Here is a 12956-nt window from a genome sequence, read left to right on the forward strand (position 1 = left end):
CATTTAACTTCCGCCCCGGGTCCGAATTCCGCGCTCCGCTTGCGGTTGACCCGCCCCCCGACCGTCGCTATTGCCCGGATTCATTCCGTGACTAAATCGCCGCCCGTTGCGGGCCGGGGGAAACGTGTACCGGGCACTGACGATCGCCGTCGCGGCCTCCGCGGCCCTGCTGCCGACCGGGTGTGCCAATATGTGGGACGCGGTTACCAGCCGAAAGTTCCGCGACGCACCGTTCAAGACCGTGGGCAAGGTGATTTCGCCCGAAGACCCGGTCGTGGTGCTGCGGGCCGACCCGCCGCGCTCCGGCGACGAGCGGGCAAAGGCCATGCACCGGCTCAAGGAGCCGGCAGTTAATAAGGGCACGCAGGAGGACCAGGACCAGATCCTCGAGATCCTCACGCGGTCCGCGACGACCGACCCCAGCCCCGTGCTGCGGTTCGCGGCCATTGAAGCGCTCGGCCGGTTCGAGGACGCGCGCGTGACCGCGGCCCTGATGACGGCGTACCAGACGGCCGACGGCTTATCGGAAGCCGAACGCACGCGCCCGAGCGGGCCGGACCCGTTGACGGTCATTCCGGTCGGTGGCGGCGCGAGCGCGAACCGCGCGCCGACGCGCACCGGTGTGGACCCGGGGATGCCGCTCAAGGGGCCGGCGGGCTACGCCCCGGACACGGTCTCGGCACTGCGGTGTCGGTGCCTGGAGTCGCTCGGCGGCACGCACAAACCGGAAGCGGCTCGGTTCCTCGCCACCGTCACGGGCGCAGCCGGCCCGGACACCGTGGTGCCCGGGAGCGACGACCCGGAGATCCGTCAAGCCGCGGTCCGCGGGTTGAGCAACTGCCGCCAACCGGACGCGGTCGTCGCGCTCGCACAAGTGCTCAAACAGGAAGCCGGCAAGGATGTGATTCTGGCTCGGCAGTCTCACGCGGGGCTCGTGAAACTGACCGGTAAGCAACTCCCTCCGGACCCGGAGAAGTGGGACGGGGTCGTTCAAGCCGGGGTCGTCATCGCCCCCGAACCGACCCGAATCGAGAGCGCCATTCAGAACGCGGTCTTCTGGAAGAAGTAGTTCACTTCGCTGCGCTGTCAAAAGTCGTAAGGTCGAAGGTCGTAAAGTCGAACCCCAATGGGCGGGTCTCCGACTTTACGACCCTCGACCTTACGACTTTTGACGCATCTGAAACGATTTTGCCGAATGAATCGAATTACCGGTTTGGGCAAGCGTCGGGTACGATGGTAGGGCCGGGGGCGCGGGCAAGTGCCACGGGTTCCGACGATTCGGCCGACTGCGCCGGAAAAGCGTCGAAAAATCGTTCCGCCCCGGCGCGGCTCGCCCCAACAACGGTTAACATCTCACGATACGCGCTCGCGGCCCGCGGCCACTCGCACGCACGGAGCAGCCTCCATGTCGAATCCCAACGATCCGAAGCAGCCGACGCCCCCCCACCAACCCGACCCGAACGCGCAAAACCCTCAATCCGAGGCGCCCCCGGAGGGCGGGTACCGGAGCGGCGGGTCGTCGTTCGAGTTTCAGTTGCCGGACGAGGGCGGCGAGTTGCTGCCGATCCCGGAACCGGATGCCGGCACAAGCGGAACGGACTTCGCGCTGCCGCCGCTCCCGGGCGCTGCGCCGGGGTCCAAGGGCTCGTTCGATTTCATTAACGTGCCCGGCAGTCGCGGCTCGTTCGGCGATTTCGGGCTCGAGCCGCCGCCGGCCGACAGCCCGAGCGGTCCGGGTTCGGCCGACGGCACGTTCCTGCTCCCGGACCTGCCGGCCGCGCCTAATAGTGGCGATTCGGCCATTCTGTTCGACCCCGCGGCACCGCTCGCGGAGGCGACCTCGGCCGCGTTCGGGATGGAGCCGATCGAACCGACCAGCCTGCCGGACGTTTCGAGTTTGTACCCGCCGTCCGGTCCCGTGCTCAGCGCCCTCCCGGACATCCCGGCCCGGCCCCCGAGCAGCGCCGAGATCAACCTCGGTGCGTCCGGGGTGAACCTCGGAGGTATTCAGGCCGCGCCTATGACGGGCGACTCGTCCGCGGGCTTCGGGGGGCCGCTCCCGATTCCCCCCGGGAGCGAGTCGATCGAAATTCCGGTCGCGGGCCTGTCATCCGTCGCGCCCGAGAGCGGGAAACCGCCCGCCGGCTCGGACCCCGACATTTTCGGGTTGGACGAACTGCCCCTGGCCGATTTCGACCCGGACAGCATATCCGAACTGGACCGCGTGCGGCCCGCACCCGGGGCGTCGAAAGAGGGCGACTCGGCAGTCGCGCTCGGCGCCCTCGCACCGACCACGGACCCCTCGTCGTTCTCCCTCGGTTCGGTCGAACTGCCGGTCGCGGAACTGGTGCCCGACGAGATCGGGTCCGGACCGGGCGGTTCGTCGGGTAGCGTCCCGGACGTGAAGAGCCTGTTCCCGACCGGGGCCGGTTCTTCGGGTTCGACGCCGGCGCTCCCGTCCGTTGTACCCGCGGCCCCGACCCACCAGCGCGGCGGGTCGTCGTTCGAGTTCCAACTCCCGGAGGGGGTGGACTCGGTCAGTGATTTGCCGCCGATCCCGGGACCGGACGCCAACGATTCCAACACGCACTCGGCCCTACCGCCCAAGCCGATCGCGCGCCCGGTTGATACTTCGTTCGACTTCATCAACATTTCAAGTGCCTCGCGCTCGTTCGCCAGCATCGACTTTGAAGGCAAGGTGATCGCGCCCGCCGAGGGCGTCTCACCGGCCCCCGCCGCGCCCGTGGCCGACTCGAAGGTGCCGTTAGGCGCCTCGGACCCGGTGCATCCGGTCAAACCCGCGTCCGGGTGGCTCGATTCGGGTACGCCCCCCGCGGAAGACGTTCCGGCGGCCGAAGCCGTCGACGGGTCGAACGTCTTCGCCGGAGCACCCGTTCCGCCGGCCGAGCCGGTGGAGCTCGCGAACGAATTCTTCGACGCCGAACTGGAGATCGAAGCTCCGCCCCCTGCCGAGTCGGGGGCGGCCTCCGATGTCGCGCTCACGTTCGACCCGCCGACGGACGACAGCACCATGCGGGACGGTGGAATCAGCGACCTGCCCGTGGCCGCCGAGTTCGCGGACGCGGACAGCGGGACCGGGCTCCTCAACCCAGAGCGGTCGGACGCCGAGTCGATCCACGACATGCCTTCGCCGATTCCGGACAACCCGCTGTTCGATTCCGCTACCCTCGCGCACGCGCCCGACCTGCCCGGAGATCCGGGTGCGGACGCCACCGACTACGGCGCGCCGCCGACCTACGACGCCGATGCGTCCAGCATCCTCGGCGATTTCACCGAGGGGCCGCACGGACCGCAGGACGAGTCCTCGGTGCGCGTGGAGGCCCCCGGCGTAGAGCGGACGCTCACCACCGGGCCGGTCGACGGTGCATTCGACCTGACCGTGTCCGACGAACCGGTCCCGGCCGGGCTGTTCGACGAGGCCGAAGATTCCAACGATTGGCGAGATCAGAGCGGGTCGAACCTGCTCGACCAGGACCACACCGCGGTGGACTTCGACCTGGAGGATTTGGCCGAACAGGGTAAGTCGAAGAACGGGGGGCCGCCGTCGCTCTCGTCGGCCCCGTCGAGCATCTTCTCCGGGCTGAAATCCCCGATCACTGGTTCGAGCGATCCAGTTGCCCCGCCGCCCGTCGAGGTGACCGAAGATCCGGCGGACGCGGTGGAGTTCACGGACTTCCCCGAGTTGAACGCAACGGTCGTGCGCCCCCCGGCCGACGATCTGGCCCAGGATCTGAGCTCGGCGAACTTTGAGTTGCCCGAACTGCCGGACACGGGAGAAGCGGACGGTTCCGTCGATTGGAGCGACGCGGCGCTGGCCGCGGACGAGAACGCGACGCGCGCTACGCCCGACGGGGTATCCCTGTCCGCGATCCTGCGGGGCGAACTGCCGGACGATTCGGCCGAGATGCCCACGCGGAACACGGGTTCGCTCGCGCCGTCCTCGACCGACCCTACTCGCGAGCCGGTCGTCAGTGTGGACTGGCTGTCCGGGTCCGCCGAGGGGTCCGCGGTTTCGGAACCGGTGAAAAGCAAACCGGGAACCAAGGAGAAGGGGAAAGACAAGGAGAAAGCGAAGGACAAAGAGCGAAAGGCTGTGGCCGCCCCACCGCCCCCGCCGAGCAAGACCAAACCCAGTAAAGGCAGCGACGCGGGGACGGGTTCGGGTACCAGTCCCGTTGTGCCCGAAAAGAAGGCCAAGCCCGCGAAAAAGGCCGGAAGCGGCATGGCCGCGGGGCTGCTCATCGGCGCACTGGCGGCCGGTGGTGCTTGGGCCGGGGTCTACTTCGGCGGCGTGATTCCGAACGAGAAAAAGGCGCAGTTCGTTCCCGGCGGACCTCCCGGCGGCCCGGTGGGACCGAGCGGTCCTGGTGGGCCGTTCGGACCCGGTGGACCGGGCGGCCCGCCCGGAGGGTTCCCACCCGTTCAAGCGACCGTGGACCCGCAAGCCGCGTTCGCGGCCGGGGACACCGCGACGGCCCTCGAACACTTCAAGAGCAGCCCACCTGCCAGTACGGTCGAGAAGGCGAGTTCCGGTCCCATTCGGGTGTTCGCACGGGTGCAGGCGCTCAAAGATGGGTCCACCGTCCCGGCCGACGACGCGGACCTGAAGACCGCGCGTGAGGAGCTCGATGCCGTGCTCGCCGACGTGCCGGCGCTCGCGGAGCCGGGCGGCGTGAAGCGGGCGGTGAAGGCCGCGGTCGCGCTGGGCGTTTCACACGAGATCGCGGGCGACACCAAAACCGCACGCAAGGTGTACACCGACGCGATGGGCAAGTACCCCGCGTACAAGTCCACCTTCGAGGCACTCCTCGACAAACTCAACGCGCTCGAAGCACCGAGCCCCTCGGGTGCCTCCCGGCGCCTCGAACCGGCCGACGCGGAACGCATCCTCTTCGCGTCCACGCTGCTGCTCCAGGACGCCCCGAAGAACGAGGAGCCCGAACCGGGCGTGTTCTACTGGAAGGCCGTGAACCTCGCGGCCGGTGGAAAGTACACTGAAGCCGTCGATCAGATCGCGAAGGCGAAGGCCGCACACGCGGCCCGGGCGAAGGCGAGCGCCGGGCGCGGGCTGAACCCGCTCTCCGACCCGCTCGAACAGATCTTCACGCGCTCCTGCGACGAACTCAAAGCGTACTGGGAGCTGCGCGGGTCCATTTACGGTAACCCCGCACTGGCCGCGACGATCAAAAAAGACGGGCTCGCGAAGGCGCTCGAGAAGCTTCTGGGCGCCGAGAAGGACGTGACCGCCGCACGCGACATGGTCACAAAGCTCACGGGCGAGGTCGCGAAGCTCGACAAGGAAGCGAAGACCGCCGAGAAGGGGAAGACCGAGGCCGAGGAGAAACTGAAGACCGCCGCGGTTGACCTGAAGGCCGCCGAGAAGAAGCTTGACACCGCGATGGCGGAGCTGAAGACCGCCGAGAAGGACGTCAAGGACCAGAAGGACGTGCTCGCCTCGCTGGTGGAGGCGCTGAAACCCGTGACGCCGATCCCGGACAAGTGGGGACCGGCGGACGTGCTCGCGGCGACGAAGTCCGTGGCGTCGCGCGTAACCGGGCCGGACCTGAAGGCACTTGTACCCAATTCGATGGTCGCCATCGGCGGGGGCGGGTTGGCCACCGGCCAGTTGCTCGACATCGCCGACCGGCTCAACAAGGCCGAAGCCGCGACGAAGGCCGTGACCGCCAAACTCGAAACGGAAACGAAGCGCCTCACCGAGAAGTACGACACCGACACCAAGAAGCTCAAGGACGACCACGGTGTCGCGCTGAAGAAGCTGACCGACGACTACGCGGCCGAGGCGAAGAAACTCAAGGACGGCAGCGCAGAGGAACTCAAGAAGCTCGCCGACAAGTACGCGATCGATGCGAAGAAGTTGACCGACGAGCACACCGCGGCCGTCATCAAGTTGAACGAAACGCACGCGGTCGCGTTGAAGGAAGAACAGGCCCGGACCGAAGCGGAGAAGAAAAAGTTCGCGCTGCGCGAGATCGAGTTCCAGAAGCAGTTGGTCAACGCGGTCACGCCCGGGCAGGTGATGGACATTTGGCTGCCCGTTCTGACCGAACTGCGGCGCCCGGCCGACAGCGCGCCCGCACTGGCCGCGGCCGAAAAAGCGATTACGGGATCGGTCCCCGACTCCGAGGACGCGGCGAAGGCCCGCACGGTGGCTGGCACGGCGTACCTGATTAACGGCGATCTGGCGAACGCCAAAGAAATGTTCCAGGCGGCTCGTCGCAGTCCGGCTTACAAGACCGCAGCGGGCAAACCCTGGGCACGGGCCGCGGATCAGGGGTTGGAAGCGGTGACCGATCCGGTCGCGCAGTACCGCCAGCCGGTTGTGTCCCGGGTCACCGACCCGAAGGCCGCCGCGGTGTCACTGGACGCGGGCATCGCGGCCTACAAAGCCGGGCGCTTCGATGTGGCGGTGAAGGCGCTGCTCGATGCCACGAAGAACGACCCCACCGATCCGGTCGCGTGGTACTTCCTGGGTGCGACCCGCTGGGCACTGGGTGAGGACGAGCAAGCGAAGAAAGACTTCGCTCAAGGCGCCGAACGCGAACGGGCGTCACTGTTGCCGAACCGCACGCTGAGTGCGGCCCTCGCGCCGATCCAGGGGCCGGGCCGCGACGCGGTCGACCGCGCGCGGCCGTAAACCGAAGAATAACGGCGCAAGCCACGGGGCCGGAACTCGCAAGGGTTCCGGCCCCGTGGCTTGCGCCGTTATTCTCCCCAAGTCACCGGCGAACCGCGCCCACAAGGGCGGTGTTGTTGGGCACTCCACTTACTTCTATCACCCTCGCGGGGCTACGAAGCATTCTCTTGTCTGATCCGTGTTATCGGCGTTATCCGCGGTTCTTCCTTTTTCTCACATAAAGAGTGCCACTACACCCGCTCCTTCGCGGTCCCGGCTCGTTGCACCGCTACGACAGGCCCGAAACGGGACTAACGCTCTCACTTCTTCCCGAAGAGCGACCATCCGCCCTTGCTGCCGGCTTCGCTCTCGCGGAAGAGCACGCCCTCGCGGTGGAACTGGCGCACCGCCGCGTAAAGCGCCAGCGCCACACACAGGCTCAGAGAGCCGAACACCGCCGGGGCGTGCAGCCACGGGAACGCATCCGGGCGCACGGACATGAGCCGCTGCTGGAACAGTAGCGCGTTCGCCATCGGCACCCAGCGCGTGAACCCGTCCAGTTCGATGCCCGGCGTCATGCTCCAGTACGCGAGCGGGAGCACCGCGAAGAACAGCGGAACCATGTAGTAGTTCCCCTCCTTCGTGCTGCGGGCGAAGATCCCCAGCGCGAGCGCGAGCGCCGCGAACAGCATCGCCAGCGGGATCGCGGCCAAAATGCACGCGGCCAATCCCGACAGCGAAATCAGCCCGTGCCCGAACAGCCCGGGGGCCACCAACGGGGCCACCGCCACCGCGACGAGCATGAGCGCCACGTTCCACATCGCGGTGCCGAACGAGAAGCAGGTCGTGGCGAGGAACTTCCCGGCCACGATCTCGGTGCGCTCCGCCGGGCTGATGAGCAGCGTCTCCATCGTCCCGCGCTCCTTCTCGCCCGCGGTCATGTCGATGGCCGGGTAGATCGCCCCGGTGAGCATCCACATCACCAGGAGGAACGGGATCACCTTCACCAGCATGTCGCGCAGGTCGTCGGCGATCTTCTTTTCGCTCGTCTTCTCCGATTGCGGGTCGCGGATCTCGATGGGCTTGTCGAAGTCCGGGGGCAGCCCGCGGCGCGCGAACCGGGCGCCCTTCACGTCGTCGGCCCACTTGTGCAGCACGGCCGTCACGCGCTGCACGGCGAGCTTCGAGTTCTCCTCGCCGTCGCGCCCGAGCACGCGCACCGTGGGGCGCTCGCCGCGGTCCAGTTTCGCCGCGGCGTCGGGGTCGATCACCACGACCGCGTCCGCCCGGCGCGAGGCGAGGTGGGCCGCGAGTTCCTCGTCGGTCGCGGCGTCGAGCGGCCGGGCGGTCAGCGGGGCCGAGTCGAGCGCGGTCGTCGCGTCCGCGGGCGCGACCTGCCCGTGGGGGCCGAGGAGCGGGGGGTACGTCCGCATCCGGTGCGCGGCGCCGCCCGCCCCGCCGAGGAGCGGCGAAACGTCCGGCTCCGCTCGCGGGAGGTGCTCGGTCCCCACCAGACCCACCACGAGTTTCTTTTCCTTCAGCGCCGTGACGAACAGAACCCCCACGCCCACGAACAGCGGGTACATGAGGACGGGCAGCCCGAGGATGAGGAACAGCGTGCGGCGGTCGCGCAACTGGTCGCGGACCTCGCGGGCGGCGATCAAACGGACAACGGACCAGCGCATGAATCGACCCGGTTCGGGGAACGGTGCTCGGGGTGTTATAGGGTGAAAGTTGGCGCGCCGAGTAGAACCGACCGAAGTGCCGCGCCCGGCGCGCGCTCAATTCCCCGAGATCCGGCGCCATTTGCTCCCCGGTTCTGTTTCGCGCCCCGCGATTCGGGTACAACGTGTCCATCGCGCCGGGGCCGACGCCCCGGCTCAGAACAGAGGGTTCCGAATGATCGCACTCACCCGCGCCGCGGTCGCGTCCGTGGCGCTCCTCGCGCTCGTTCTGCCGGCCCGCGCCGCCGACAAGCGGCCGATGAAGGTGGACGACCTGTTCGCGTTCAAGCGCGCCGCGGCGCCGCAAATCAGCCCGGACGGAAAGGCCGTCGTCTATCAGGTCACGACGGTCGATCTCGCCGCGAACAAGAGTAGCACGGCCTTGTGGCTCGCCCCGGCGGACGGGAAAGCGGAACCGAAACCGCTCACCGACCCGAAGGGCAAGAAGGACATGAACCCGCGCTGGGCGCCCGACGGCGAGCGCGTCCTGTTCGAGTCCACGCGCTCGGGTTCGGTCCAATTGTGGGTGCTGACGGCCGACGGCGCGGTGACGCAGATCACCGACATTAGCACCGGCGCCGGGAGCGGCGCCTGGGCGCCGGACGGCAAATCCGTGGCGTTCGCTTCGAGCGTGTATCCGGAGTTCAGCGAGAAGCCGTTCACCGAAAGTAACAAACTCAACAAGGAGAAGGACGACGAGATCGAGAAGAGCCCGGTGAAGGCGAAGGCGTTCTCGCGGCTGTTCTACCGGCACTGGGACGAGTACGTCGGCGACAAGCGCCAGCACCTGTTCGTGTGCAAGGTCGACGGCACGGAGTGCCGCGACGTCACCCCCGGCGACCGCGACGCCAACCCCACGAGCACAACGTTCAGCAGCGGCGACGACTTCGCGTTCTCGCCGGACGGCAAGTACCTCGTGTTCTCCGCGGTGCCGGAAAAAGGCGAGTCGTGGAGCACCAACTACGATCTGTGCCGCGTGAGCGTCACGAACACGTCGACCAAGTGGGAAACGCTGACCACCGACAACAAGGCCGCGGACAGCGGGCCGAAGTTCTCCGCCAACGGGAAGAAGCTCGCGTGGCGCGCCCAGAAGCAGGCGGGTTACGAGGCGGACAAGTGGGACATCCTCGTTGCGGACTGCAAGCCGGACGGGACGCTCGCGGGCAAGCCGTTCAACGTGACCGGGAAGTACGACGTGTCGGTCGGTGAGTTCGTCTGGAACGGCGAGTACGATCGCGCGTTCCTCTTCACCGCGGACGCCGACGGCCTCGCGCCGCTCTTCATGGTTCAAGCGGACGGCGCGGGCTTCAAGACCGAGTACGCGGCCGGTGCGTGCGGGTCGCTCTCGACCTCGCGCAAGCGGAACATGTTGGCGTTCACCGAAACCACCATGTACCACCCGGCCGAGGTGAAAACGTACTGGTGGCCGGGAGAGCAAGCGAAGCCGGTGGACGTGAGTAAGGTGAACGAGAAACTGCTCGGCGCACTCGATCTGCCCAAACCCGAATCGGTGGAAGTGCCGGTCGAGGGCAAGGTCAACATGCAGATGTGGATCCTGAAACCGCCCGGGTTCGATGCGCAGAAGAAATGGCCGGTCGCGTTCCTCGTTCACGGTGGACCACAGGGAGCGTGGGAGAACAGTTGGAGCTTCCGCTGGAACCCGCAGGCGTGGGCCGCGCAGGGCTACGTGGTGGTGCTCCCGAACCCTCGCGGGAGCACCGGGTTCGGTCAGAAGTTCGTGGACGAGATTACCGGAGATTGGGGTGGGAAGTGTTATCGCGACCTTATCGCGGGGCTGGACTTCGTCGAGAAACTGCCTTACGTGGATAAGGATCGCATTGGATCGGCGGGGGCTAGTTTCGGCGGGTACATGATGGATTGGTTCGCGGTGAACGACATCGCGAAACGGTTCAAGTGCCTCATCACGCACTGCTCGGTGTGGAACTTCGAGAGCATGTGGGGCACGACGGACGAGTTGTGGTTCGACGAATGGGAGCACGGCGGGTTGCCGTGGGAAAAGCCCCAGAAGTACGCCGAGTTCTCACCCCACAAGAAGGCCGGGAACCTGGGCAAGTACAAGACCCCGATGCTCGTGATCCACAACGATTTGGACTTCCGGTGCCCGATCGGTCAGGGGCACGAGCTGTTCACCGCGCTCCAGCGCCAGGGCGTGCCGAGCCGGTTCGTGAACTTCCCCGACGAGGGGCACTGGGTGCTCAAGCCCCAGAACAGCGCGTACTGGCACAAGGAAGTGTTTGGGTGGCTGAAAAAGTACGTCCCGCCCGGACCGAAATAGAGAAACGTACTTGTCTCACCGTTCGCGAGCGGGGCGCTACGAGCGCGCCCCCGCTCCTTCGTGCCGAAACGCCCCCTTGCCCGAAGTTGCGCCGGAACCGCATAATAACGGCACCCGAATCCTCTCGCGTCCCTCTCTTCGCTCCTTTAAGGACACGCGCATGCCAGACCCGTTCCGCCCACTCGTGGGCACACTTGCGGTCGTCGCGCTGCTCGCGATCACCGCCCCCGCGCCGGCCCAAAAGCCGTTCGACGATCCCGTTCTCGAGCGCATGCGGAAGGACATCTTCTTTCTCGCCAGTCCGGAGTGCGAGGGGCGCGGGATCGACACGAAGGGCATCGAAAAGGCGGCCGACCGCGTCGCGGAAGTGTTCCAGGAATCCGGGTTGAAGCCCGCGATGAAGGGCGGCAGCTACTTCCAGCCGTTCAGCGTCACAATGTCGTCGAAACTCGGTAAGCCGACCGAGCTCACGCTCACCGGTCCCGACGATGCGAAGAAGGAACCGAAGCTCAACACCGATTACAGCCCGATGGGGTTCAGCCCCACGAGCAAGGCGTCGGGCGATCTCGTGTTCGCGGGTTACGGCATCACGGCTCCGGGCCTCAAATACGACGACTACGCGGGGCTCGACGTGGAGGGCAAGATCGTCGTGATCCTGCGCCGCACCCCGCGCTACAACGAGAAGGGTGACAAGCGGTTTGACACCACTGTGAACGCGAGCGACGACAGCACTCATGCGGCGTTCGCTACCAAGATCGAAGTGGCGCAAAAGCACAAGGCCGCCGGGCTCATCATCGTGAACGACACGAGCGCCGCGGGGAAAAACGACCCGATCGCCCAGTACGCTCAGCACGCGAGCGGCACTACGCCGGCCAAGTTCCCGGTGCTCTTCCTCAAGCGAGCCGTGCTCGACGAGATTCTCGCCGCAGCGAAACAGAAGTCGCTGACCGAGATCGAAACCGCGATCAACGAGAACTTGAAGTCACAATCGTTCGCACTCAAGGACTGGAAGGCCGATGCTCAAGTAACCGTGGACCGCAAAGAGGTGAAGACGAAGAACGTGGTCGGTGTGCTGGAGGGCGCGGGGCCTCTGAAGGACGAGACGGTCGTCATTGGCGCGCACTACGACCACGTCGGCTACGGTACTTTCGGGAGCGCGGGTGGCCCAACGGCGTCGGGCAAGATTCACTACGGCGCCGATGACAACGCGAGCGGCACCACCGGACTGATGGAACTCGCTCGCCGGTTCGGGGGGATCAAGAACCGTCAGGGCCGGCGCATCGTGTTCATCGCGTTCTCCGCGGAAGAGATCGGGCTGGTCGGGTCGCAGTTCTACTGCAAGGAACCGCTGTTCCCGCTCGACAAGACCGTCGCGATGGTCAACATGGACATGATCGGCCGCACGAAGCCGGTACCGACGGACTGGCTCGGGCTGTTCGGCAAGAAGGACCGGCTCGTGGTGTACGGCACCGGCACCAGCGACGGGTTCACGGAACTGGTTCAGGACGCCAACAAGAAACCCGACTTCAAGCTCAGCGTCCTCCCGGCCGGTACCGGCCCCAGCGACCACGATTCGTTCTACCGCAAGAAGATCCCGGTGCTGTTCCTCTACACCGGCACCCACGGTGAGTACCACAAGCCGACCGACGTTCCCGAGAAGATCGATGTTCCCGGGATGAAGAAAACAACCGACTTCGCCGAGTACCTCCTGACGGACCTGAGCACGCGCGAAAGCCCGCCGAAGTACGTCGCGGTGAAAGACCCGTGGAGCGATCCCACCGAATCGCGCCCGGCGCGCATGATGGGTCCGCGCCTGGGCATCCTCCCGAGCTACACCTTCGAGGGCGAGGGCGTTCTGCTTGAAGGCGTGTCGCCCGGTGGTGCGGCCGAAAAAGCGGGCATTAAGGAGGGCGACATCATTGTGGAAGTCGGCGGAAAGTCGACCCCCAACGTCGGCGCGTACATGACCGCGATGGGCGCACAGAAAGCCGGCAACGCTGTGGATATCGTCGTCGAGCGCAAGGGCAAGAAACTCACCCTGAAGGCCAAACTGGAATAAAATGCGGAGAAATCCGCCACGGATGAACACAGGCAACACGGATCAAGACAGAAAATAGAGAACAGAAGGCAGAGAACAGAGGACAGAGGGCGAACACAAAAGGGACCCGAACGGGCTATTGCATTTTGCCCATTGCTTCCTGTCCTCTGGCTTTTGAATCTCTGTCCTCTGTCTTGATCCGCGTTAGCTGTGTTCATCCGTGGCTCTTCCTCTGCTTTACTC

The 12956-nt window shown here is 66.3% G+C and carries 5 protein-coding genes; 4 read left to right on the forward strand and 1 reads right to left on the reverse strand.

Annotated features, from left to right (window positions below; genetic code table 11):
- The first annotated feature begins 124 nt into the window (after positions 1 to 124).
- Both J8F10_RS27695 and J8F10_RS27700 read left to right on the forward strand, forming a co-directional pair.
- On the forward strand, positions 125 to 1069 hold the full coding sequence (locus J8F10_RS27695) for a HEAT repeat domain-containing protein (RefSeq protein ID WP_210659543.1): 945 nt from the start codon (positions 125 to 127) through the stop codon (positions 1067 to 1069).
- 336 nt (positions 1070 to 1405) lie between these two features.
- Positions 1406 to 6676: a tetratricopeptide repeat protein gene (locus J8F10_RS27700; RefSeq protein ID WP_210659545.1), complete on the forward strand. Its 5271-nt coding sequence runs from the start codon at positions 1406 to 1408 to the stop codon at positions 6674 to 6676.
- Positions 6677 to 6975: 299 nt separating this feature from the next.
- Here J8F10_RS27700 and J8F10_RS27705 read toward each other — a convergent pair whose 3' ends face one another.
- On the reverse strand, positions 6976 to 8340 hold the full coding sequence (locus tag J8F10_RS27705) for an ABC transporter permease subunit (protein WP_210659547.1): 1365 nt from the start codon (positions 8338 to 8340) through the stop codon (positions 6976 to 6978).
- Between the two features lie 214 nt (positions 8341 to 8554).
- Between J8F10_RS27705 and J8F10_RS27710 the strand changes: the two genes are divergently transcribed.
- Entirely contained in the window at positions 8555 to 10675 is a 2121-nt protein-coding gene (locus J8F10_RS27710; RefSeq protein ID WP_210659549.1) for a dipeptidyl-peptidase 5, read from the forward strand.
- 160 nt (positions 10676 to 10835) lie between these two features.
- Positions 10836 to 12734, forward strand: coding sequence for a M28 family peptidase (locus J8F10_RS27715; RefSeq protein WP_210659552.1), 1899 nt, complete (start codon positions 10836 to 10838; stop codon positions 12732 to 12734).
- Positions 12735 to 12956 lie beyond the last annotated feature (222 nt).

Source organism: Gemmata palustris (assembly GCF_017939745.1).
Lineage (GTDB): Bacteria > Planctomycetota > Planctomycetia > Gemmatales > Gemmataceae > Gemmata > Gemmata palustris.